Source organism: Bacillus sp. Nf3 (assembly GCF_003028545.1).
GTDB classification, from domain to species: domain Bacteria; phylum Bacillota; class Bacilli; order Bacillales; family Bacillaceae; genus Bacillus; species Bacillus safensis.
The window spans coordinates 305803-330350 of record NZ_PYUA01000002.1; the positions used below are offsets into that span (position 1 = coordinate 305803).

Here is a 24548-nt window from a genome sequence, read left to right on the forward strand (position 1 = left end):
CTATCCATCTCCCGTGTGAAAATTTTTTCTTGTATTTATTTTAGTGTTGTGTAATGATATGTGTCAAGACAGGTGTAAATGACAGGAGGGGCAATGGTGTCATTAATCAAAAAAGTTATTGTGGTGGGATCAGGCATTGCAGCGCTTTCCTTTGCAACAAACATCTCGGAAAACTGCCAGGTCATCATGATGACAAAAAAACAATTTTCATCTAGTAATTCCATGCTGGCACAAGGTGGAATCGCTGCTGCCTTTTCAGCACATGATTCAGCTGAGCAGCATGTGCAAGATACACTAGATGCTGGCTGTGACCACAATGATGAAAGAACCGTACAAGAAATCGTGAGACTTGGAAAACGTCTTGTGGAGCAGCTCGTAGCAGATGGCTGTCCATTTGATCAAGATGAAGCGGGAGAGCCGCAATTAGGCAAAGAGGGGGCACACACCACTCATCGCATCTTGCATGCAGGAGGAGATCAAACAGGGAAAACCCTTGTACAGTATCTGAAAAGTCAGCTCGGCTCACATATTCATTTATACGAATATCATCATGTCATTGATCTATTGGTTCATGAAGGGACATGCAAGGGTGTTGTATGGAAAGACGAGACAGGACACGTACAAACGATGACCGCAGATGCTGTTGTTTTATCAACTGGCGGCTGCGGCTCCCTATATGAGACAAACACAAATGATTCTTCTGTCACAGGAGACGGACTAATGATGGCCTATCGAGCAGGTGCGCAATTAGTGGATCTCGAATTTGTTCAATTCCATCCAACTCTTTTGACAATCGATGGAAAAGCAGTTGGTCTCATTTCAGAGGCAGTAAGGGGAGAGGGAGCTTATTTAGAAGATGAAACAGGCAGGCGGATCATGAAAGGTATTCACCCACAAGCTGATTTAGCACCTAGAGATGTGGTCGCTAGAGCTATTTTTCATGAGCAGCAATTAGGCCATCAATTATATCTTAACATCCATGATATTCCGCATTTTTCAGCTCGTTTCCCAGCAATAGATGCGATGTGCCAGCGTGCAGGTGTCAATATGGCGAGCGGCAGGTTGCCAATTTCCCCGGGTATGCACTTTTTAATGGGCGGTATCAGCGTCAATGAATATGGAGAAACGACTGTTCCAGCGCTATTTGCCATTGGAGAAGCGGCCTGTACTGGCTTACACGGTGCGAATCGATTGGCCAGTAATTCTCTTCTGGAAGGTCTCGTGTTAGGCAGCAAAGCAGCACAAAGAATTGAACAGCTGCCTAAACAGAAAGAAACAAGTCCACCTTTTTCTATTCAAGAAATATGGATGGTTCCAATGATTTCAAAGGATCAGCTGAGACAATGGATGACTACATTTGCAGCCATTGTGAGAGATGAAAAAGGCTTGCAGACTTTGCTTCATACGTTACAGCATGTCACTTTTCAGCAAATTAATGTGAAGGATATCACAAATGAACAGATCGAATTAAGCAATCAATGGGCATTAGCGGTTTGCCTTGCTAAATCTGCATTACTCCGTACAGAAAGCAGAGGAGGCCATTATCGAATGGATTATCCAGAGCGAAGCGATGCGTTGTGGCAGGGCAGGCAGATTGTTCATGAAAAAGGTCATATTCATATCATGAAAAATGAAAGGATCGGTGCCAAATGGAACGTTTACAGTTAAAACAAATGCTCACTCATTTTTTCACAGAGGATATTGGCTTTGGAGATGTATCAGCTGATGCCATCTTTGGAGACAAGAACGGAACAGCTCTTATCATTGCGAAACAATCTGGTGTATTGGCAGGATCACAACTGATTGATATAGGGTACCGCCTGTTGAATGAACAAATTCAAACTGAGCTGTTTTTTCAAGAAGGTGATTGGATTCATTCAGGCGCTGTACTGGCGAAAATAAAGGGCCCAGTCAACGACTTATTAAAGGGAGAGAGGGTCATTTTAAATCTATTGCAGCGAATGACAGGTATCGCCACCTTAACACATCAGGCGGTGGAGCGATTAGGTGACCCGTCTATTACGATTTGTGATACGAGAAAAACGACACCCGGCTTGCGTATGTTAGAGAAATACGCAGTGAAGACAGGCGGTGGAAAGAATCATCGCTTTGGCTTATCAGATGGGGTGATGATTAAAGATAATCATATTGCCGCATGCGGTTCTATTCGTGAAGCTGTAGAAAAAGCAAGAGCATATGCCGGTCATATGGTGAAAATTGAAGTGGAAATTGAATCAGAAACGCAGCTAATGGAAGCCATTGATGCAAAAGCGGATGTCATCATGTTTGATAACTGCTCTCCGGACGAGGTTAAACGTTTTAAACAAATGACGCCAGAGTCCATTCTGACAGAGGCTTCAGGGGGTATTACGCTAGAGACATTGCCAAGCTACAGGGGGACAGGAGTCGACTTGATTTCACTTGGTTTTCTCACACATTCTGCTCCAGCATTTGATTTTAGTATGAATATGGAATTCAGTCATAAAGGGGGAACAACTCATGTCCATGCTTAATGTATTAGCCAATCAACATGCAGCCATGATGCCGGATGAATATAAACACCGCTCTGATGATGAAATGAAGCAGCGAGTGTTAGAAATTAAGCGAGCTTTTGGATCAAAGCTTTTTATACCGGGCCATCATTATCAAAAGGATGAGGTCATCGAATTTGCAGATGCAACAGGAGATTCATTGCAGCTGGCACAAATAGCGGCCGACAATCACGAGGCTGAATACATTGTGTTCTGCGGTGTTCACTTTATGGCAGAAACGGCAGATATGCTGTCAAACAAGAATCAAAGCGTCGTATTGCCAGATATGAGGGCAGGCTGTTCAATGGCAGATATGGCGAACATGAAACAAACAGACAGAGCATGGGAGCAGCTCACTGACCTGTTTGGAGATACAATACTTCCGCTTACGTATGTCAATTCAACAGCAGATATTAAAGCATTTGTCGGCAAGCATGGCGGGGCGACTGTTACTTCGTCAAATGCTAAAAAAGTTCTTGAGTGGGCGCTGACAAAAAAAGAGCGGATTCTATTTCTGCCTGATCAGCACCTAGGGCGTAATACGGCTTTTGATTTAGGTATTCCGCTAGAAGAAATGGCTGTCTGGGATCAGATAGAAGAAAAGCTCATCACCGATCAGCCGCTTTCCCGGATCAAGATGATTTTATGGAAGGGCCATTGCTCCGTACATGAGAAATTTACCGTTCGGAATATAGAAGAAATGAGAAAAAAAGACCGTGACATTCAAATTCTTGTCCATCCTGAATGCACGCATGAGGTCGTAAGGGCTTCTGACCTAGCAGGTTCAACGAAATTTATTATTGATACGATCAAACAGGCGCCAGCAGGCAGCAAGTGGGCGATTGGAACAGAGATGAATTTAGTCAAACGGATCATAGCGCAGCACCCAGATAAACAAATTGAATCCCTTAACCCAGATATGTGTCCATGCTTGACTATGAACCGGATTGATCTGCCTCATTTGCTATGGTCACTTGAAAGCATTGAAAAGGGTCAGCCGGTCGGGTTGATACAGGTCAATGAAGACATCACGAAAGACGCTTTGCTTGCACTCGAGAAAATGCTCGCCATTAAATAATGATTCAGCCCCTCCTATCAGAAAACAAGTTTTTATCATATCGGCTTGTAAATAGGCATAAATTTATGTTGAAACATATTGTACTTCTGACATAACCGTTACGTTCACGTTTTGCATAGGAGGGGAAAACGTTGAAAATTCATATTGTGCAAAAAGGAGACTCCCTTTGGAAAATTTCAAAGAAATACGGAGTCGACTTTCAAGAATTGAAAAAACTAAATTCTCAGCTCAGTAATCCTGATTTGATCATGCCGGGTATGAAGATTAAAATTCCATCTAGTGGTGTTCCTGTGAAAACAGATCATCACAAAGCAAAAGAAATGCCAAAAACGAAAGAACATCCGTATGTGAAAGAAAAGCCAAAAGATGTCGTGCAAGTGCAAGATACAAAACCGAAGGAAAAGCCAAATGAACCGGTACCTTATGTACCCCCAGTGCCAAAGATCGAGCAGCCAGTTTTTCCGCAAGTTGATGTGAACTATTATCAGACCAATCTCTACCAGCCATTCACGCCTCCTCCCAAAAAAGATCATTATGAGAAAAAAGATCACGTTCACGAGAAAAAAGATCACAAAGATCATTTTCATCATGAGAATAAAGACCATAAAGATAACAAGGGTCATTTCCATCATGAGAATAAGGAACATAAAGATCACAAGGACCATTTTCATCATGAAAATAAAGGTCATCTAAAAGATGAAGTGGCAAAGGGATATGACCCGTTTATTCATATTCCGCATCAAAAAGAGGAGGGAAAAGACATGGAGCATGGCAATTACCCAAACCTTCCTAACTTCCCGCAAATGCCAAATGTGGGAGGGGCAGCGGTAGGAGGAGTGGCTGAAAATAACGAACATCATCACCAGCATCATCATCATGAACCATATGATCCTTATTTTGGTTATGGTCATGGTCATTACATGCCGGCGATGTATCCATATCCGCAGCAAATGGTGCCGGCATCGCCAATTTTACCGGGATCAGGCCTATGTTATCCTATCCATCCATATTATCACCATCATATGATGCCATATCCATACCCGGCTCATCCATATTATCCTGCGTATCAAGCGCCTGCTTACTACGGGGAAAATCATGAGCACCATGCAAACGACGGACATCACTGGCATCACCATATGCATTCAAACGCCAATGCAAATGCCAATGCAAATCAAGGTTTTTATCCGAACGTCTCAAATGCAGCATACGGTAAGGAAGACTGCGGATGTGATGATGGCATGAAGCATCATCAGCCTTGGCCAGGACATTATCCGAATCCTGTTCCTTATGGCCAAATGGGAGCTTATCCAGCTCAGCCATATATGCAGCCATATCCAGGTCAATCCGTATTTGCAAGGCCGGAGGAGGAAGAAGAGGATTAATGACAGAAGGAACGATCTCAATCGTTCCTTTCAGCGTGTAGACAAACCCTCGCATTCGGTGTCAGGTCTGCGCTCCGGTGCTCACGAATGTCAAATTCGCTCCGCTCCGGTGCTCGTCCTTCCTAGAATGCAAAGGTTTTCTATTACGCTGAAAAGAAGACAAAAGGCTAAAATCAAGAACATTTTAGCCTTTTCTCACCATACCAGAAGGAACGATCTCAATCGTTCCTTTTTTTGTTTATAACTGACAGCTTGATTTTCTTCCTAACTGTACATGCTAAAACAGAGCCTGTTTCGCGCTCATGAGATTGAATTTGTACAGGGGGTTTTTCGTTTGCAAAAATGGCAAAAAACAATCGCATTAGTGCTTCTTCCTATTGGTTTAACGGCATGTGGTGCAAATAATAACGCAGGTGTCGATACACGTCATAATCAATCAGGCCAGCCGGTTGGTTATCATTCGAATCAACGAGCGGACGACAACAACCAAGATCATCAAGGACCAGTTTCTGAACTCATGGAGGGAATGAACGGGAGAAATACAACGAATGTTGATTACCGTACACGTCCTCAAGCTGATGATCGAATGCCTCTCACAGGTGGAGATGGACGCTACAGTCATGGAGATATGAACTATCATAATCAAATGTCGTTCTCAGGCTACGATAAACAAGAGAACATCCAGCGTTCAAGAAAAATTGCCAACCGCGTCAATAAAATGAATCACGTGGCAGACTCTCAAGTCATGGTGACGGATGAAAATGTGTATATTGCCATTAAATCAGATGGCCGCCTGACGTCAGAAGGAGTATCACAAGTAGAAGAAGCGGCGGCTCGTTATGCAGATGGAAGAGCAGTCCAAGTCATTAAAGATGAAGGTGCATTCACACGCTTTAGAGATATGAGAAGAACGCAATTTGAAACAGGACAAACAGGCATGACCCGATAGTTTGACACAAAAAGGCTAAAGTTCATCACGAACTTTAGCCTTTTCTTAAAAATAAACCTTGATGCCTATATAAAATTCGTAAAAGAAATAACAGCCAAACCCTAATAATAAAATACCAGCAATAATGGATGTCCACTTGATCATCGTCCGATTCATCACTTTTCTTGTTAAGGATACAAGTGTGAGGAGACCGATGTCATGAAGGAGAATCCCTGCCAAAATACCGCCGGCAGCCAGCATAAATTCAGATGAATCTGTTTTTGTATAAGCATCCGCAAGTACAGCACCAAAAACAGAAACCCAGAACACAAGATTTCCAGGAGATATCGCCACAAGCAATCCGTTTCGATATGTTTTCGCGAATGATTTATTGACCTTTTCTCCTGCTAAATGAATATCTTGATCCGCATTTTTAATGGAATCGTATGCGAGAATCATTAAAAATACAGCTCCAATCAGCCAGAGCGGGATTTGAACAAACGGCAAAGATAAAAACTGAGCAAATCCAGCATATAAAGCCAAGATGAGTAATAAGTCTATGGTCATACCGCCTGCTCCGACAGTTAAACCATGAAAAAATCCGTTTTTCAGTCCCTGTTTTGTCATTTCAACCGTGATTGCTCCAACAGGCAGAGCAATTGAGAATCCTACGACGATAAATGTGAGAAATGTTTGCAATCGACTAGAACTTCCTTTAAATAAATTGTATAAAAATTCTCCGTTTAGATTAATTATACATAATAGGAGAAAAGGATCAATGATTATTTCAGATTTGATTGAAATGATAGAGATAGATGATGTATAGAAGACTGTATATCAACATGATCCATAACGCTTGTAGGGGAAAGGAACTATTTTCCTGAATCTTCTTTTCTTCATGATGTCTCTATGCTACACTGATGTGGTAATCAATAAAAGTGACTAGGGGTGCCCGTAAATGGGCTGAGAGAGAAGTATAAGCTTCTTAACCCTTTGGACCTGATCTGGCTCGTACCAGCGTGGGGAAGTTGAAGATGATGCATGTATCATATCAATGATATGCATGTTTATTTCTGACGACGAAACCAGGTTCTTTAAATAGAGCCTGGTTTTTTGCTGGTGCTGATTCCATCCTGTCCGGTGACAAGAAGAAAAGGAGAGAACAGCAAATGAAAGAAAAGAAAAGTGTCCCATCCAACCAATCATTGTTATCCAGCTTTGACGGCAGCCATAAGGTGTATGAGAAAGGATCAAGACCCGATATCTTAGTGCCAAAAAGAGAGATTACGCTCTCACATACTGTGACAGAGGCGGGCGACATAAAAAATGAACCAGTCCGTGTATACGATACGAGTGGACCGTACACCGATGAGAACGTTCATATTGACGTCACAAAGGGGTTAAAGCGTCTTAGGGCAACATGGATTGAAGAAAGAGGAGATACAGAAAGCTATGAAGGGCGTCATGTAAGACCGGAGGATAATGGATACCGTTCAAAGGGGAATGAATCTATTCATTCTATCCAGACTGATTTTCATCATATGCCACTCCGCGCGAAACAAGGTGCATGTGTGACGCAAATGCATTATGCCAAAAAAGGTATCATTACGCCTGAAATGGAGTTTATCGCAATAAGAGAAGAGCTAAGCCCTGAGTTCGTTAGAGAGGAAGTGGCGAGCGGAAGAGCCGTCATTCCTTCGAATATCAACCATCCAGAAAGTGAACCAATGATTATCGGAAGGAATTTTCATGTCAAAATCAATGCGAATATTGGCAATTCAGCTGTCACATCATCCATTGATGAAGAGGTTGAAAAAATGACATGGGCGATCAGATGGGGGGCAGATACAATGATGGATCTGTCTACTGGAAAGGATATTCATACAACGAGAGAATGGATCATTCGGAATTGCCCAGTCCCAGTAGGAACCGTTCCTATTTATCAGGCCCTTGAAAAAGTGAATGGAGTCGCAGAAGATTTGACGTGGGATGTGTACAGGGACACATTAATTGAACAAGCGGAGCAAGGTGTAGACTATTTCACGATTCATGCTGGCGTGCTGTTAAGATATATTCCGCTCACTGTCGATCGGGTGACTGGAATTGTTTCAAGAGGCGGTGCAATTATGGCAAGATGGTGTCTTGCTCATCATCAAGAGAATTTCCTCTACACTCACTTCGAAGACATTTGTGAAATTATGAAAAAATATGATATCGCCTTTTCACTTGGAGATGGACTTAGACCAGGCTCGATTGCTGATGCCAATGATGAGGCGCAGTTTGCAGAGCTGGAAACGTTAGGTGAGTTAACAGAGATTGCTTGGAAACACGATGTGCAGGTGATGATTGAAGGACCCGGACATGTCCCAATGGATAAAATCAAAGAGAATGTGGACAAGCAAATGGACATTTGCAAGGAAGCACCATTTTATACGTTAGGGCCTCTTACAACAGATATCGCGCCGGGGTATGATCACATTACATCCGCGATCGGTGCGGCCATGATCGGCTGGTACGGTACAGCAATGCTATGCTATGTAACGCCAAAAGAGCATTTAGGTCTGCCGAACAAAGAAGATGTGAGAGAAGGCGTGATCGCCTATAAAATTGCGGCACATGCCGCTGATCTAGCAAAAGGACATCCTGCGGCTCAAAAGCGCGATGATGCTTTATCGAAAGCGAGGTTTGAATTTAGGTGGCGGGACCAATTCAACCTGTCACTTGATCCAGAAAGAGCCTTGGCGTTCCATGATGAAACATTGCCTGCCGAAGGCGCTAAAACCGCTCACTTTTGCTCGATGTGCGGACCGAAGTTTTGCAGTATGAAAATTTCTCATGATATCCGTAATCAATCTGAAGAAGTGAAAAGAGAGATGGAAAAGAAGGCGAAGGAGTTTGTGAGCCAAGGAAGTCAAATTTATCAGCCATAAAAAAGAACCTCGCACGATGCTGTGCGGGGTTTTATCAAACCGCTGAAAAGGCTTTTCTTAAAAGGTGAAAAAATGCCTTTGCTGCATATGCCATCATGTCCACACTTGGAATGAGAGCATCTGTTAAATGAAAAAAGACTGTTTTTCTTTCTGGAGATGTTCGTTTCTCTTTCTGCTTCATCAAGGGCAGCCTCCTTTTTAACTAATATACTTCTTTGCAGATATGAGAGATAGATATGTTGTGTGAATTTAAACAAAATTTAAACTTCTTGGGTTTGAATGGAAAGAAGGAGGGGAAACGAGTTGAATAGAGAATGAATGAAAAGAGCTGATCTATTTGACCAGCGAACAAGAAGAGTGGAAGGTGATCTTATGATGAAAGTATTTAAGGTAACATTTCATATGAACAATGGGGAAGTGCTTGATTTCGAGCTCAAACGTCCAGCTACCTATGATGTGTATAAAAAAATTGAAGAAGCCAATCATTGGTTTAAGCTGAATAATGAAATCATTAATCTATTAAACGTCAATAGTATCCATGTAGAAACAGAATAACAGCAAAAAGCCGCTCAAAAGAGAGCGGCTTTCGTTATGCAGAAAAATCATTCCGATTATTAAGCTGCCCGCGGGACAGCCAGTTCTTTTTATACAAATATGCAATCACTTCAAGCCACAGACGCGGTGCTTTTTTAGGGAAAAAAGGTTTTTGGTAATAGGCATAAGCGGCTTTTAGATCATCCCATTGATGACATGCTTTCGTTTGCGTGAACCTGGCAACGTCAATGACTCTGATCCGTCCTTCTTTTGTTAAGATCAGATTGCGCAGATGGATATCAGAAGGATTCAATCCTTTCTCGCGCGCTTCCTCCAGCGCATCATCGACTTGTTCAATCATTTGTTTTTTAATAGGAATTCCTTTTGTAAGGCATTCATAGAATGTGTAGCCTTTAATATATTCCATTAAAATATATTGATCCCCAGACTCATAAATCTCAGGGTAGTAAGACGAACCAGAAAGTTTTTCGTAAATGGCAGCCTCTTTGCGGGCGATATGCTGATAAGAAGGGAAAAAGACTTTTAGTGCCATTTTCTTGCCGTCTTTTTTGTATAAGAAGACATAGGCACTTCTTCCTTTGCCGCACAGTTCAAGCTCTGCTGGTTTATAGGCAAGCTTATGAAAACGTTTCTCTTCATGATACTGAATCGATTCGGCTAATCTTTTGACATCTGACATTGACTTCACCTTCTTTGGTTTCAGTTTATGCGGCTGAAAAACGAATGATGAAAAAACCGTGTCATTCGATAAAGCAATGGATTGTATAAAACATAACATTTACGAATGAAGGATACAACGAAAGACTCTTACCATACATTTGAATGATCGATTTGGTTAATGTTTAGAAAAATGGGTCAAACTACATATGTCATGCATCGATCTCATGTTCTAAAGAGGTGTAAATAGTGAAAGTGAAGATGAAATGTTTCGTTACAGGACTTATCATGACAAGTGTGCTTTTTTTCGCTGCGGATATGGAAGGAAAAGAACACTTGCAAAAGCAGTCAAACTCTATCACCGTCCAGCTTGAAAAAGTCTATCTAGACGGCGATGTGAGTATTGAAAGACACCGGGCATCATTAGAAGACAAAGACACATTCTGGGCGCAGTATAAAGGCTGGACGCTGGTAGAACAAAAAGAGGATTTTGCCCTTTTTAGAAAGCAAATTGATGATATCTCTCCATTAAGTAAAGCAAATGGATATATCGGATTATCAGAAGACGGTGTGATTTCTACGTTTCATGGAAGGCCTGACGGCTGGGCGGAGCCTATTCATCTCTTTTTTCAAATTGATACGTCCCGTTTAGAAAGTCATGTGGAAAAACAGCTTGAGCAAGGCATTCCTTTTCGAACAAAGGATGAATTTGAGCATGTGCTTGAAGTCATGAAGCCTTACCGAAATGAACGATCGTTTTAAAGCATGTAACAGCTTGCTGGTGTGAAGACCGCAAGCTGTTTTTCGTGGTTTCATGATAAAAATGTACTGAGCGAACGTATGTTAACTTTTATTGCGGTTTTCTCCTCGATTTATGTTACAATGAAGAACAGTCAAAGAGGTGAAAACGGTGATAGAGTTTGTAAAAGGGACCATTGATTATGTGTGCCCGCAATATGTTGTCATTGAAAACGGCGGAGTGGGATATCAAGTCTATACCCCAAACCCGTTTATCTATCGAGTAAACAAACAAGAAACGATTTATACGTATCATTACATAAAGGAAGACGCATTTTCGTTATACGGTTTTCAAACACGAGAAGAAAAAGCGCTGTTCACAAAACTGTTAAATGTCACAGGAATTGGGCCAAAGGGCGCGCTCGCCATTCTTGCTTCCGGTGATCCAGGCGCTGTCATTTCAGCGATAGAACGTGAAGATGAAGCGTTCCTGATTAAATTCCCTGGTGTGGGCAAAAAAACAGCACGTCAAATCATTCTGGATCTAAAAGGAAAACTTGCAGATGTGGTGCCAGAAATGATTGGCAACTTATTTAATCACGAGGACCACATTCAGGTTGAAACGCAGCAAACTGCATTAGATGAAGCGCTTGAAGCCTTGAGTGTCCTTGGATACGGTGATCGTGAAATTAAAAAGGTTCTTCCATTATTAAAAGAAGAAAAGAATCTTACAACCGATCAATATGTGAAAAAAGCTTTACAAAAAATGTTGAAATAGGGTGATGTCTCATGGATGAACGGCTCGTCTCAACTGAAGCAGACAACCATGAATCAGCCATTGAGCAAAGTCTGCGGCCACAGACACTTAGCCAATATATCGGTCAGCAAAAAGTAAAGGATAATCTCAGCGTATTTATTGAAGCTGCCCGCATGAGGCAGGAAACGCTTGATCACGTCCTTTTATATGGACCTCCTGGACTTGGGAAAACAACACTTGCGTCGATCATTGCCAATGAAATGAATGTTCAGCTGCGTACAACGTCAGGACCAGCGATTGAGCGTCCTGGTGATTTGGCGGCCATCTTAACATCTCTTGAGCCAGGTGATGTATTGTTTATTGATGAAATTCACCGATTGCAGCGCTCAATTGAGGAAGTGCTGTACCCAGCAATGGAGGATTTTTGTTTAGATATTGTCATTGGAAAAGGAGATACAGCACGCTCTGTACGGCTTGATTTACCGCCATTTACGCTTGTAGGTGCAACGACCCGTGTCGGGCTGTTAACAGCGCCGCTTCGTGATAGGTTTGGGGTACATGCAAGATTGGAATACTATGAGCAAAGAGATTTGGCTCACATTGTGGCAAGAACAGCCGAGCTGTTTGAGATTGGGATCGATATTCGCTCTGCCGAAGAGATAGCGAGACGTTCCCGTGGAACACCGAGGGTTGCCAATCGTTTGCTCAGAAGAGTAAGAGATTTTGCGCAAGTGCTTGGGAATCATACCATTACCGAGGACATTGCGGAAGATGCCCTTGAGCGTCTTCAAGTCGACAGGCTTGGCCTCGATCATATAGACCATAAGCTCCTTTTAAGTATGATCGAAAAATTTAGAGGCGGTCCTGTTGGTCTTGATACAATCTCAGCGACAATTGGAGAAGAATCACATACGATTGAAGATGTGTACGAACCGTACTTGCTGCAAATTGGTTTCCTGCAAAGAACACCAAGAGGGCGGGTCGTCACAAGAGAAGCGTATGAACATTTTCAAATGGAGGTTCCGATTCGTGACTGAATTCCCTAAAATATTAATGATTTTAGGTGGTGTCCTTTTTGCCGTAGGATTAGTGTTTCAATTGGTTGGTAAGCTTCCAGGTGATATTTTTGTGAAAAAAGGAAATGTCACGTTCTTTTTTCCTGTCATTACATGCATTGTCATTAGCATCGTACTAACCATATTACTGAATATCTTTGGACGGATGAAATAACGTTAACTAGTTAACTACAGAATAGGTGAAGGAAATGAAGCTAGAACTATTTGATTTTGATTTACCAGAAAGATTGATTGCACAAGTGCCGCTTGAAAAAAGAGATGCATCAAGACTGATGGTCTTAAACAAACAAACGGGTGCGATTACACATGATACATTCTCACAAATCATCGATTATTTTCAAAAAGGTGATTGTCTCGTTCTAAACAATACTCGCGTTTTGCCTGCACGATTGTTTGGGATGAAAGAGGATACAGGTGCAAAAGTTGAGCTGCTTCTCTTGAAACAAGAAGAAGGAGACAACTGGGAAACACTTGTAAAACCAGCGAAACGGGTGAAAAAAGGGACGGTTATCACTTTTGGTGATGGACGGCTCAAAGCGGTATGTACAGAGGAATTGGAACATGGCGGAAGAAAAGTCGAGTTTCAATATACAGGCATTTTTTATGAAGTGCTTGAATCCCTTGGTGAAATGCCGCTGCCTCCATATATTAAAGAGCAGCTTGACGACCGTGAACGCTATCAAACCGTTTATTCAAAAGAGGTTGGTTCCGCTGCTGCGCCAACTGCCGGTTTACACTTTACAACCGAGCTGCTGGATGCACTGAAAGCGAAGGGTGTACACATTGCCTTTATTACGTTACACGTAGGGCTGGGTACGTTTCGTCCGGTGAGTGCAGAACGAATTGAAGAACATGAAATGCACGCAGAGTTCTATGAAATGAATGAAGAAACAGCTGAAAAGCTCAATCTTGTTCGCAAGGAAGGCGGGCGGATCATTTCAGTTGGCACAACGTCAACAAGAACGCTTGAAACTATTGCAAGTGCACACGATGGTGAGTTCAAAGCCTCAAGCGGCTGGACGTCGATCTTTATTTACCCTGGCTACACATTCAAAGCAATTGATGGCATGATCACAAATTTCCATCTGCCAAAATCCTCGTTAATTATGCTTGTCAGCGCATTAGCTGGACGAGAGCACGTACTAAAAGCGTACAATGAGGCTGTGAAAGAGGAATACCGATTCTTCAGTTTTGGCGATGCCATGCTGATTCAATAACATTATACAACAAAGACAGGAGGGCTCATTTTTGTCGCAATTACCGATACGTTATGAGTTCATTAAATCATGCAAACAAACAGGTGCACGTCTTGGCCGCGTTCATACACCGCACGGCTCTTTTGAAACACCTGTATTTATGCCAGTAGGTACACTGGCTACAGTCAAAACAATGGCGCCTGAAGAATTAAAGGCGATGGATGCAGGCATCATCTTAAGCAATACGTACCACTTATGGCTCCGTCCAGGTCACGATATCGTAAAAGAAGCAGGCGGTCTGCACAAATTTATGAACTGGGATCGAGCCATTCTAACTGATTCAGGCGGATTCCAAGTTTTCTCATTGAGTGAATTTAGAAAAATTGAAGAAGAAGGCGTTCACTTCCGTAATCACTTAAACGGAGACAAGCTGTTCCTATCTCCTGAAAAAGCCATGGACATCCAAAATGCGCTTGGCTCTGATATTATGATGGCATTTGATGAATGCCCGCCATATCCTGCAGAGTACGATTACATGAAACGTTCTGTGGAGCGGACAAGCAGATGGGCAGAGCGCTGTCTAACAGCGCACCAGCGTCCAGAGGATCAAGGGCTGTTTGGAATTGTCCAAGGCGGAGAATACGAAGAGCTTCGAAAACAAAGTGCAAAAGACCTTGTTTCACTTGATTTCCCAGGCTACGCCATCGGAGGCTTATCTGTAGGGGAACCAAAAGATGTGATGAATCGTGTACTTGAGTTCACTACACCATTTTTACCGGCAGACAAACCAAGGTACTTAATGGGTGTCGGCTCGCCAGATTCCTTAATTGACGGCGCCATTCGCGGTGTAGATATGTTTGACTGCGTACTGCCTACGCGAATTGCAAGAAACGGTACCTTAATGACAAGTGAAGGCCGCCTTGTTGTGAAAAATGCAAAATATGAGCGTGACTTTAGACCAATCGATGAGAACTGTGACTGCTATACATGTAAAAACTATACACGCGCCTATATTAGACATCTCATCCGAACAAATGAAACGTTCGGAATTCGATTAACAACTTATCATAATCTTCATTTTCTGTTAAAATTAATGGAGCAAGTGAGAGAAGCTATCCGTGAGGATCGTTTAGGTGATTTTAAAGAAGAGTTTTTTGAGCGTTATGGCTTTAACAAACCGAATGCGAAAAACTTTTAACGCATAAACGAAAGGCTTTACAATGCTTTAGAAAGGGGTGAAATAGAATGGATGGTGGTATGGGTTCAATCATTATGATTGTTGTCATGTTTGCTGTGCTTTACTTCTTGTTAATCCGTCCACAGCAAAAGCAACAGAAAGCTGTGCGTCAGATGCAGCAATCTTTATCAAAAGGCGATAAAATCGTCACAATCGGTGGTTTACACGGTGAAATCGACTCAATTGATGAATCAAAAGTGGTCATCAAAACAAGCGAAAACAACCGTTTAACTTTCGATCGCCGTGCTATTAGAGAATTAGCTGACAAAGGCTAATCCTCCGATACATAGCAATAAAAAAAGAGCGATATGAACCGCTCTTTTTTTATTTGCCTCGAAGATTGACGCCAATCATTCCCCCCAGCATACAAATGCCTAAAAATGCCCCATGATAGATGAACTGCTCTGGTGAAAACGTTTTTCCAAACCCCAAATATTGAAATAAAAATACAGTGAGAGAAAAAATGATAGATGTGATCGCACCAATTAGCCAGCCGCGCTCCTTTGCTTTCCCGCCAGAAATGATGCCTCCTAACAACAGGGCAACAAAGGACAAAATCATAATCATCCATTTAAATGATGATTCCTGCATACTTGTGAATGTAAGCATGAGCGACACAAGTAAACTTGTGACAACCATCACGACAAAAATGGCAATTAATCCGGATAAAATGCCTTTTCCAATATGTTTTGTTTCTTGCATGTGATTTGTCTCCTCTCCAATTGACCGAAGCTTGTCTTTTACTAAAATGTATTCACAGTGGAGAAAAAATAGACATGTTTCAGACGTTTCTTTTCTACATAAATAAAGTGTTTTGACACAAGCTATGATGGAGAAGGAGGGTTTACATCACATGCAGGACATCTTGATCATTTCCATGAGAACCATCATTTTATATTTTCTTATTTGGTTTATCTTTCGCTTAATGGGCAAAAGGGAAATTGGCGAGCTGAGTATTTTAGATCTAGTCATTTTTATGATGATTGCAGAAATTGCGGTTCTCGCCATAGAAGAAGTAGAGGATCACATGTTACATACGGTATGGCCAATCCTGCTGTTAACCTTCATTCAAATCACACTTGCCTATCTCTCATTGAAATTCCAAGGCGTCCGGCGCTTTCTAGACGGCAAACCGGTCTTGCTCATCATCAATGGCAAAATAGACGAGGGTGCTATGAGAAAACAGCGATACAATTTTGATGACCTGCTTATTCAATTAAGAGAAAATAACATCGACAGTATTCAGGATGTCTCTTACGCTATTTTAGAGCCGTCTGGAAAGCTCGCCGTCGTCGAAAAAGAAAACAAGCTCAAACATGCAGCGCTTGAGCTTCCACTTGTTGCGGACGGTGTAGTGCAGCATGATCACCTTAAGCAAATCAATCAAAATGAACAGTGGTTGAAAGATGAGCTTGCTAAAAGAGGTTACCATGATATCGAGCAAATCTCTTACTGCAGCTTTAATCAAAAAACATTTTATATTGATTTGAAAGATGAAGTGATCAAAAAGAGATGAGCTAAAACAGCTTCCCAATGAACGGAATGCGGCGCAGCTCTTCTCGTTTCACTAGTCCTAGGCAGATTAATAGAATGACATACAGCATGCACGTAACAAAGATGAGTGTTACAAGTTCAATAGGAGCAGAAAAGAGTCCGTTTACTTGAGATTTCAGCCAAAGACTGACAGCCCCCGTACCGATAATCACAAGGACGCAAAGTCCATATTCCTTTAATGGTAAATGAATAGGCAGCACCTTTCCAACAGTTGCCGCATGGAGCAGTGTGACAAGGATGATGCCGATTAAGATCGCAAGTGCTGCGCCCATAATGCCAAAGCCAGGCTGTGAAGCAAGAACAAAAATCATCCCTGTTTTCACAATTGCACCTATCAGGCTGTTGGTCATCGCCGCACCAGCTAAATTGAGTGCTTGAAGCACGGCTTGAAGGGGCCCCTGAAAATAATATAGAAGGAAAAATGGCGCCATGAATTTCACATAAATAGCCGCATGCGATGAACCATACATAAAGAGCGTTAAATCTTCTGCGTAAACGAAAAGAATAATACATGAAATGCCTCCGCTGAGTAAACAAAGGCGCATCGCCTGCTTCAGCCGGTATTCGACCGTTTTACGTTTATTCTGCTCCATTCCTTCACTGATCGCCGGAACTAATGCAGTGGAGAGTGAATACGTAATAAAACTAGGCAGTGTCAAAAGGGTCAGGGCAAGCCCGGTCAACTCCCCGTACTGCCTTGTCGCCTCAACAGCCGCATATCCAGCAATGGCAAGACTTTGCGCGACAACAATCGGCTCTAAAAACCACGAAATATTCCCGATAAAACGGCTGCCTGTTGTTGGCAGGGCAATGCTCATCAGCTGCTTAAATGTGTCCTTCCCGTCATGAATCGCCTTAAAAAATCGTTTTCGAATACGAATGGTCTTTTTATAGCGAAAGGCGATCAGTAAGTAAGCAAGTGAAATCATCTCTCCAATCACCGATGACACCATGGCACCTGCTGCCGCAAATTCAATCCCGTAAGGAAGGAAAGCCGTTGTACATACCGCGACTAATGAAATTCTTGCGACCTGTTCCAGAACTTGAGACATCGCTAGCGGACTCATTTGCTGTCTGCCTTGGAAATAGCCTCTTAACACACTGGAAATGGCGATGACTGGTACGACGGGTGTAATGGCAAGCAGTGGATAGACCGTTCTAGGGTCTGTCAGCATATTTTCTGCCATGATAGGCGCAAACCATAAAAAGAGCGGCGTGAAAATCAGGCTGAGTGTTCCTGTTATCGCAAGGGACATGACAAGAATACGTTTTGTTTTCTGTTTGTCACCCCGGGCTTCTGCTTCTGCGACAAGCTTACTAATGGCGACAGGCAGTCCGAATTGCGTGAGCGTCACGGCGAGAAAAAAGGTAGGTGCAGCCATCATATAAAGCCCGACCCCTTCTTCGCCAATGAACCTCGCAATGACAATTCGATTGACAAAACCCAATATTCTTGTGATAAAACCTGCTAAAATTAAAATAATGGTCCCCTTTAAAAACGTTTGCTTCGTCAAATCACAGATCACCTGCCTTCTCAAACGACATAGAATCATATACAATAAGATATGCGTGTATATCGTCCAAGCATGACAAGTCTCTCGATAAAAAACTGAAAAGGGGGAGCTACGCAATGACACAACACCCAGCTGCTATTTACAAAGACCATTTAAAGCCTTTTCTGTTCAGTAAGCTTGAAGAATTCATCGTTTTGGGCTATAAAGATGTAGATTTAGAGGAATTATGGTCATACTTAGAGAATAAGAAGTGGAAGAAAAAACAAGAGTATCCGATTCATGAAATGGTTGCAGATATCTTATCTGTAAAAATAGGCGAATTTATGAACTATGCAACCGTTCAGTCGTTTAAAACGTCTGCTTTTTTGGACAGTGAAGATGGCAAGAATATGCTTGATGAACTGTTAAAATAAGCCATCTTAATGGATTCAGGTGTTTAAGGAGGAAATACATAATGAAAAAAGGGCGCATTCTTGCGTTTTTCTTAGTGGTTCTGTTAATCGGAACTGGCGTGGGCTTACTGACAAAGCCTGTTGCGAAAGATATGACGCTAGGGCTGGATTTACAGGGTGGATTTGAAGTCCTGTATGATGTACATCCAGTGAAAAAAGAGGACAAGATCACAAATAGTGTTCTCGTTAGTACAGTGGAGGCTCTTAACCGAAGAGCAAACGTGCTTGGTGTAAGTGAGCCGAACATTTCGATTGAAGGAAACAACCGTATCCGCGTGCAGCTTGCGGGTGTAAAAGATCAAAACAGAGCAAGGGAGATTCTTTCCACTGAAGCACAGCTATCCTTCAGAGATACGAATGATAAAGAACTCCTAAACGGGGCTGACCTAGTCGAAAACAGTGCAAAACAAACATTCAGTCAAACGAATGAGCCAATTGTGACGGTTAAACTAAAGGATGCGAAAAAATTTGGTGACGTTACAAGAAAAGTAGCAGCGATGGCACCAAATAATCAGCTTGTCATTTGGCTTGATTACCACAAAGGAGATTCCTTCAAAAAAGAAGTCTCAAAATCAAACCACAAGTATGTATCTGCACCAAATGTGAATCAAGAAATTAACAGCAGTGACGTACAAATTGAAGGAAAGTTTACTGTCCAAGAGGCAAAAGACCTTGCGAGTATTTTAAATGCCGGGGCATTGCCAGTGAAATTAACAGAAAAATATTCCACATCTGTGAGTGCACAGTTTGGTGAACAAGCACTGAACGAAACAGTGTTTGCAGGAATAGTAGGAATCGCATTTATCTTCTTATTCATGCTGTTTTATTACCGATTACCTGGCCTAATAGCTGTCATCACACTTTCAGCTTATATCTACATTACGCTGCAAGTGTTTGACTGGATGGGCGCGGTTATGACACTGCCTGGAATTGCCGCACTCATTTTAGGGGTAGGGATGGCTGTCGATGCCAACATTATTACTTATGAGCGGATTAAGGAAGAGCTGAAGCTCGGCAAATCAGTCCGTTCTGCTTTCAGATCAGGGAACCGCAGATCATTTGCGACTATCTTTGATGCTAACTTAACAAGTATTATTGCCGGCGGAGTGCTGTTCTTCTTCGGGACAAGCTCTGTAAAAGGATTTGCAACAATGCTCATCCTCTCGATTTTAACAAGCTTTATCACAGCTGTTTTCCTATCAAGATTCCTTCTCGGTCTTCTTGTTGAAAGCCGCTATCTTGACCGGAGAAAAGGCTGGTTTGGTGTTCGTCAAAAAGACATTATGAACATTCATGAAACAACAGAAACCACCGAGCCAAAAACACCATTTGATAAGTGGGATTTCGTCAGCAAACGTAAAGGATTTATGATTTTCTCAGCTACTATCACCATTGCGGGAATCATCGTTCTTTCCATCTTCAAGCTGAATGCGGGAATCGACTTTACAAGTGGAACTAGAATTGATATTCAAAGTGATCACAAGCTGTCAACTGAACAAGTCGAGCAAGACTTTAAAAAGCTTGACCTTGAGACAGACAGTGTCGTGTTATCGGGTCAAAAAGAGAATCAGGCAGCAGCGAGATTTGTCGGTGTGCCGAACAAAGAAAAGATTGCTGAAGTGAAAGATTACTTCAAAGATAAATACGGAACGGAGCCAAACGTAAGTACAGTGTCTCCGACTGTCGGAAAAGAACTTGCCCGTAATGCGCTATATGCCGTCATCATTGCCTCCATCGGGATCATTTTATATGTATCCGTCCGATTTGAGTATAAGATGGCGATTGCGGCAATTATTTCGCTGCTATATGATGCGTTCTTTATCGTGGCCTTCTTTAGTATTACGCGCCTAGAGGTGGATGTCACCTTCATTGCCGCGATCCTCACGGTCATTGGGTACTCGATCAACGATACGATCGTTACCTTCGACAGGGTTCGTGAGCAAATGAAGAAACGTAAACCGAAAACCATTGAAGATCTATCGTACATTGTGAACTTAAGCTTACAGCAAACCTTTACGCGATCTGTCAACACGGTGCTGACTGTACTTGTCGTTGTTGTCGCACTGCTTATCTTCGGATCAGCGTCGATTACAAACTTCTCCATCGCCTTACTTGTCGGCTTATTAACAGGGGTGTATTCATCCCTTTATATCGCGGCACAAATTTGGCTGATGTGGAAAGGCCGCGAGCTGAAAAAACCAGCTAAGATAGATACAGATCAAGATATTTAATCTAGAAAGACTGCCTTATCGGCAGTCTCAGCGTGTAGACAAACCCTCGCATTCTTTGTCAGTCCTGCGTGCCGGTGCTCACGAATGTCAAATTCGCTCCGCTCCGGTACTCGTCCTTCCTAGGGCTGCAAAGGTTTTCTATCACGCTGAAAAGAAGAAAAAGAGCTAAAATAAATATCATTTTAGCCCTTTTTCAACAATCTGAGACTGCCTTATCGGCAGTCTTTTTCTATTGGTTTTCCAAAAGTTAAACGCTTTGAAAAAACATTTTGGGTTTCATTGATCTTAAAATGGTCTTTTGCTATAATGACTTACGTTTAGATCAGTATAGAAAGCGGGTGTCTGTTTAAGGCATTTTGCTTTATTCATTGGAGGGGCTGTGATGAAGGTTCGGGAAACTGAACTGCCAGGTATCGGTCATAAAGCCGAAATGATCACAAGAAATAATGAGAAGCTTGCCATCATTACACATAATGACGGCAGAAGAGAAATGTATCATTTTCAGGAGGACGACCACGAAGAAACGATTTCTGGTATCCTGCTAAACGATGAAGAAGCAAGACAAATTGCGGCTATTTTAGGCGGCATGGTCTATAAGCCGAAAGCGCTTGAAACCGTAGAGGTAGCCATTGATGATTTAGTGATTGAATGGTTTAAAATTGAAAAGAATGCACCAGCTGTTCAGAGAAGCATCGGTGAACTCAATGTCCGCCAAAACTATCAAGTAACAGTCATCGCCATTATGAGAAAATCACATGAGAAGATTTTAAATCCAGGACCAGATACCATCATCGAAGAAGGGGATACCCTTGTTATTTCTGGAGAAAGAAAAGAATTAAAGAACCTGATTAAAGAAAAACTCAGCAGCTGATGATGCCCATGCTGATAGGTTTTCTTCCGCTGCTTTTTTTCTGTGTTTAAAAAAGGCAGTGAAAAGGGAAGAATAAAAGAAAAAGCTTGGGGGATTTGTAGATGAACAAACAACAATGGACCATCATACTCGCATTTATTTTCGTATTAATTGTCTCAGTATTTGCCGTGATTAATGTACGGCCTGTCGAGGTAGACTACTTATTTGGAACGGCTGAATGGCCGCTGATCCTCGTCATTATCGGTTCTGTTTTAATGGGCGGACTGATTGTGGCATTTGCAGGGATCTTCCAAATTGTGAAACTGAAACGTGAACTAAAGGCATTAAAAGCTGAGCGTGCAGCCGCTGCACCTGCTGCTTCGACGAAAAAGGCAGACAAAGATCTTCAAAAAAAATCGCATGTTACGCCTTTAAAAGAACAGCCAGCATCATTTGACCGGAAGGAAAAATAATCTTCCAGCACAATTTCATAAAATAAAAATTGAAACCCCTCAGGCCACTCTAGTATAATAGTGTGGTTGAGGGGTGAATTTATGTTATTATCCAAAATGCGCTGGGAATATGAACATCCAAGCGAAGAAAAAGTGAAATCACTCTCTGAAAATCTGAATATTTCAGCGCTGACTGCATCGCTTCTCGTAAAAAGAGGACTTGAAGAAGTAGAAGAGGCGAGGTCTTTTTTATTTGATCAAAAAGCCGAATTTCATGATCCATTCTTATTAAAAGGAATGAAAGAAGCAGTAGAGCGCATCAACAAAGCGATCGAAGAGCAGGAATCGATTGTGATCTTCGGAGACTATGATGCAGATGGTGTGACAAGTACGTCTGTACTTTTACATACATTAAAAGAGCGGTCTGCGATAGTAGATTTTTATATTCCAGATCGGTTTAAAGAAGGCTATGGGCCTAATGAACAGGCTTTTCGATATATCAAGGAGCAAGGAGCATCGCTTGTCATCACGGTTGATACAGGCATTGCTGCTGTAAATGAAGCACGTATTGCAAAAGAAATAGGGCTAGACCTGATCATTACAGATCACCATGAACCAAGTGAGGAGCTACCTGAGGCACTTGCCATTGTCCATCCTAAGCAGCCAGGCTGTGAGTATCCCTTTAAAGAACTTGCTGGTGTAGGTGTAGCGTTTAAAGTGGCGCATGCACTTCTTGGGGAGTTGCCAGTTCAGCTGTTAGATCTTGCAGCAATCGGGACAATCGCGGATCTTGTACCGCTTCATGATGAGAATAGATGGCTCGCCAAAAAAGGGCTTATGCAGCTTCGTCAGTCGAATAGACCGGGGCTGAAAGCGTTATTGAAAGAAGCGGGAGCCACTTTAGAAGAAGCGAACGAGGAAACGGTCGGCTTTCAAATTGCGCCAAGGCTGAATGCTGTAGGACGAATTGAACAGGCAGATCCAGCTGTTCACCTTCTTATGACTGACGATAAGGATGAAGCAGAAGAGCTCGCTCGTTTTGTACAGGAACTGAATAAAGAACGACAAAAGATTGTCAGTACGATCACAGAAGAAGCCATTCAAATGGTGGAAGAGGCAGGCGATGACCAGTCTGCGATCGTTGTAGCGAAAACTGGCTGGAATCCGGGCGTTGTCGGAATTGTTGCCTCTAAATTGACGGATACTTTTTCTCGTCCGGCGATTGTGCTTGGAATAGATGAAGAAACGCAAATGGCAAAAGGATCAGCCCGAAGCATTCCTGGCTTCGATCTATTCTTCCATCTAAGCAAATGCCGCGACATCCTGCCACATTTCGGCGGGCATCCGATGGCAGCAGGGATGACACTTCGAGCGGATGATGTCGCTTTACTAAGGGAAAGATTAAATCAATATGCCAATGAAACATTGACGGAAGAAGATTTTATTCCCATTCAGCGGGTCGATGCTGTGTGTAAGGTAGACGAATTGACGGTTCAAGCGATTGAAGAAGCAGGGATGCTGTCACCATTTGGTATGTCAAACCCAAAACCGTTCATTATGATTGAAGATGCGAAGCTTGAAGATATCCGAACAATTGGGGCAAATCACAACCATATTAAAATGTCTCTGAAAGACGAAGACAAGCTGCTTGACTGTGTCGGCTTTCACCAAGGGAAATTAAAAGAAGAAATTGTTCCAGGAAGCCGCATTTCCGTGATTGGAGAAATGTCCGTCAATGAATGGAATAACCGGAAAAAGCCCCAGCTAATGCTAAAAGATGCACGAGTTGATGAATGGCAGCTGTTTGATCTGCGAGGGAAAAAGGATTGGGAGAAGAAAGTTTCGACGCTTGATTCTGAAAAATCTTTGGTTGTCTGTTTTGATGAAGCAACGAAACAAAACGTCGATATCCCCATTCATCATGTTCATGCAGAAAATGTATCAACGTTTGATGTATACGGAAAGTATGTGGTCTTTGCGGATGTTCCGGCAGATGAGCAATTGCTGAAGCAGCTTTTAGAAAATCAGAAGCCTGCCAGAATTTATACGGTTTTTCAAAGAGAAGAAGATCATTTTATGTCCTCTTTCCCAAGCCGTGATCAATTCAAATGGTTTTATGGGTTCTTGTTTAAACGGGGAAGTTTTCCTATCAAAGAACAAGGAATGGAGCTTGCCAAACATAGAGGCTGGACAAAAGATACAATCATTTTTATGACAAAGGTGTTTTTTGAACTCGGTTTTGTTAAAATAGAGAATGGTGTGCTGTCAATAGTACTTGATGCCCCTAAAAAAGATTTAACGGCATCAGCGTCCTATACAGCAAAACAACGATTGATGGAACTCGATCAAACACTAACATATTCCTCAGCTAAAGAGCTGAAGGAATGGCTGAATAGCATGATGAGCGAAGTCTCACCTGTGCTTTGACGT

25 protein-coding genes and 1 riboswitch are annotated in these 24548 nt (G+C 42.3%); of the genes, 20 read left to right on the forward strand and 5 right to left on the reverse strand.

Annotation, left to right across the window (positions count from 1 at the left end; all coding sequences use genetic code 11):
• Window positions 1-93 precede the first annotated feature (93 nt).
• The 5 genes from nadB (at window position 94) to C9414_RS06350 (ending at window position 5940) form a co-directional block, all read left to right on the forward strand.
• Window positions 94-1668, forward strand: a complete 1575-nt coding sequence (nadB, locus tag C9414_RS06330; protein ID WP_107163290.1) for an L-aspartate oxidase — start codon at window positions 94-96, stop codon at window positions 1666-1668.
• Window positions 1650-2513, forward strand: a complete 864-nt coding sequence (gene nadC / locus C9414_RS06335; RefSeq protein ID WP_107163291.1) for a carboxylating nicotinate-nucleotide diphosphorylase — start codon at window positions 1650-1652, stop codon at window positions 2511-2513. Before nadB ends, nadC begins: the two co-directional genes overlap by 19 nt.
• Window positions 2500-3609 (forward strand): quinolinate synthase NadA, encoded by a 1110-nt coding sequence (nadA, locus tag C9414_RS06340; RefSeq protein WP_047203343.1) that lies wholly within the window; start codon window positions 2500-2502, stop codon window positions 3607-3609. Before nadC ends, nadA begins: the two co-directional genes overlap by 14 nt.
• Before the next feature lie 131 nt (window positions 3610-3740).
• Window positions 3741-4991, forward strand: a complete 1251-nt coding sequence (gene safA / locus C9414_RS06345; protein WP_107163292.1) for a SafA/ExsA family spore coat assembly protein — start codon at window positions 3741-3743, stop codon at window positions 4989-4991.
• Between the two features lie 334 nt (window positions 4992-5325).
• A complete protein-coding gene (locus C9414_RS06350) occupies window positions 5326-5940 on the forward strand; it encodes a YhcN/YlaJ family sporulation lipoprotein (RefSeq protein ID WP_047203345.1) in 615 nt (204 codons plus the stop codon).
• 45 nt (window positions 5941-5985) lie between these two features.
• On the opposite strand, the gene C9414_RS06355 is transcribed toward C9414_RS06350, so the two are convergent.
• Window positions 5986-6618: a LysE family transporter gene (locus C9414_RS06355; protein WP_107163293.1), complete on the reverse strand. Its 633-nt coding sequence runs from the start codon at window positions 6616-6618 to the stop codon at window positions 5986-5988.
• Window positions 6619-6853: 235 nt separating this feature from the next.
• Window positions 6854-6962: riboswitch (TPP riboswitch) on the forward strand.
• Between the two features lie 126 nt (window positions 6963-7088).
• Between C9414_RS06355 and thiC the strand changes: the two genes are divergently transcribed.
• Window positions 7089-8849 (forward strand): phosphomethylpyrimidine synthase ThiC, encoded by a 1761-nt coding sequence (gene thiC / locus C9414_RS06360; protein WP_064497873.1) that lies wholly within the window; start codon window positions 7089-7091, stop codon window positions 8847-8849.
• 34 nt (window positions 8850-8883) lie between these two features.
• Here the strand turns inward: thiC and C9414_RS20145 are convergent, their stop codons facing one another.
• Complete coding sequence (locus tag C9414_RS20145; protein WP_180272418.1) at window positions 8884-9030, reverse strand: hypothetical protein; 147 nt, start codon at window positions 9028-9030, stop codon at window positions 8884-8886.
• 191 nt (window positions 9031-9221) lie between these two features.
• On the opposite strand from C9414_RS20145, the gene C9414_RS06365 reads away from it, so the two are divergent.
• Complete coding sequence (locus C9414_RS06365; RefSeq protein WP_008342761.1) at window positions 9222-9404, forward strand: hypothetical protein; 183 nt, start codon at window positions 9222-9224, stop codon at window positions 9402-9404.
• Window positions 9405-9438: 34 nt separating this feature from the next.
• Here C9414_RS06365 and C9414_RS06370 read toward each other — a convergent pair whose 3' ends face one another.
• Window positions 9439-10083: a serine/threonine protein kinase gene (locus tag C9414_RS06370; RefSeq protein ID WP_034279877.1), complete on the reverse strand. Its 645-nt coding sequence runs from the start codon at window positions 10081-10083 to the stop codon at window positions 9439-9441.
• Between the two features lie 239 nt (window positions 10084-10322).
• On the opposite strand from C9414_RS06370, the gene C9414_RS06375 reads away from it, so the two are divergent.
• The 7 genes from C9414_RS06375 to yajC all read left to right on the forward strand — a co-directional run bounded on the left by C9414_RS06375 (window position 10323) and on the right by yajC (window position 15340).
• A complete protein-coding gene (locus C9414_RS06375; RefSeq protein ID WP_047203377.1) occupies window positions 10323-10823 on the forward strand; it encodes an intercompartmental signaling factor BofC in 501 nt (166 codons plus the stop codon).
• A 148-nt stretch (window positions 10824-10971) separates the two neighbouring features.
• Window positions 10972-11577: a Holliday junction branch migration protein RuvA gene (gene ruvA / locus C9414_RS06380; RefSeq protein WP_024423144.1), complete on the forward strand. Its 606-nt coding sequence runs from the start codon at window positions 10972-10974 to the stop codon at window positions 11575-11577.
• Window positions 11578-11588: 11 nt separating this feature from the next.
• Entirely contained in the window at window positions 11589-12593 is a 1005-nt protein-coding gene (gene ruvB, locus C9414_RS06385) for a Holliday junction branch migration DNA helicase RuvB (protein ID WP_047203347.1), read from the forward strand.
• On the forward strand, window positions 12586-12786 hold the full coding sequence (locus C9414_RS06390; protein ID WP_107163294.1) for a DUF2905 domain-containing protein: 201 nt from the start codon (window positions 12586-12588) through the stop codon (window positions 12784-12786). Before ruvB ends, C9414_RS06390 begins: the two co-directional genes overlap by 8 nt.
• A 34-nt stretch (window positions 12787-12820) precedes the next feature.
• The gene (queA, locus tag C9414_RS06395) at window positions 12821-13849 is read left to right on the forward strand and encodes a tRNA preQ1(34) S-adenosylmethionine ribosyltransferase-isomerase QueA (RefSeq protein ID WP_107163295.1); all 1029 of its coding nucleotides are present in this window, start codon (window positions 12821-12823) and stop codon (window positions 13847-13849) included.
• 31 nt (window positions 13850-13880) lie between these two features.
• Entirely contained in the window at window positions 13881-15026 is a 1146-nt protein-coding gene (tgt, locus tag C9414_RS06400; RefSeq protein WP_024423141.1) for a tRNA guanosine(34) transglycosylase Tgt, read from the forward strand.
• A gap of 47 nt (window positions 15027-15073) precedes the next feature.
• A complete protein-coding gene (gene yajC, locus C9414_RS06405) occupies window positions 15074-15340 on the forward strand; it encodes a preprotein translocase subunit YajC (protein ID WP_008360993.1) in 267 nt (88 codons plus the stop codon).
• A 49-nt stretch (window positions 15341-15389) separates the two neighbouring features.
• Here yajC and C9414_RS06410 read toward each other — a convergent pair whose 3' ends face one another.
• The gene (locus C9414_RS06410) at window positions 15390-15767 is read right to left on the reverse strand and encodes a TIGR04086 family membrane protein (protein ID WP_039180321.1); all 378 of its coding nucleotides are present in this window, start codon (window positions 15765-15767) and stop codon (window positions 15390-15392) included.
• A 151-nt stretch (window positions 15768-15918) separates the two neighbouring features.
• Here C9414_RS06410 and C9414_RS06415 point away from each other — a divergent pair, with 151 nt between their 5' ends.
• Window positions 15919-16581, forward strand: coding sequence for a DUF421 domain-containing protein (locus C9414_RS06415; RefSeq protein WP_039180318.1), 663 nt, complete (start codon window positions 15919-15921; stop codon window positions 16579-16581).
• 1 nt (window position 16582) lies between these two features.
• Here C9414_RS06415 and spoVB read toward each other — a convergent pair whose 3' ends face one another.
• On the reverse strand, window positions 16583-18133 hold the full coding sequence (gene spoVB / locus C9414_RS06420; protein ID WP_047203350.1) for a stage V sporulation protein B: 1551 nt from the start codon (window positions 18131-18133) through the stop codon (window positions 16583-16585).
• 116 nt (window positions 18134-18249) lie between these two features.
• Between spoVB and C9414_RS06425 the strand changes: the two genes are divergently transcribed.
• From C9414_RS06425 to recJ, 5 genes are all read left to right on the forward strand, one after another.
• Window positions 18250-18546 (forward strand): post-transcriptional regulator, encoded by a 297-nt coding sequence (locus C9414_RS06425; RefSeq protein ID WP_003216788.1) that lies wholly within the window; start codon window positions 18250-18252, stop codon window positions 18544-18546.
• A gap of 41 nt (window positions 18547-18587) precedes the next feature.
• Entirely contained in the window at window positions 18588-20816 is a 2229-nt protein-coding gene (gene secDF, locus C9414_RS06430) for a protein translocase subunit SecDF (protein ID WP_039180313.1), read from the forward strand.
• Between the two features lie 382 nt (window positions 20817-21198).
• On the forward strand, window positions 21199-21687 hold the full coding sequence (locus C9414_RS06440) for a cation:proton antiporter regulatory subunit (protein WP_058838998.1): 489 nt from the start codon (window positions 21199-21201) through the stop codon (window positions 21685-21687).
• Window positions 21688-21788: 101 nt separating this feature from the next.
• A complete protein-coding gene (locus C9414_RS06445; protein ID WP_039180309.1) occupies window positions 21789-22139 on the forward strand; it encodes a LapA family protein in 351 nt (116 codons plus the stop codon).
• An 81-nt stretch (window positions 22140-22220) separates the two neighbouring features.
• The gene (recJ, locus tag C9414_RS06450; protein WP_107163296.1) at window positions 22221-24545 is read left to right on the forward strand and encodes a single-stranded-DNA-specific exonuclease RecJ; all 2325 of its coding nucleotides are present in this window, start codon (window positions 22221-22223) and stop codon (window positions 24543-24545) included.
• Window positions 24546-24548: the final 3 nt, after the last annotated feature.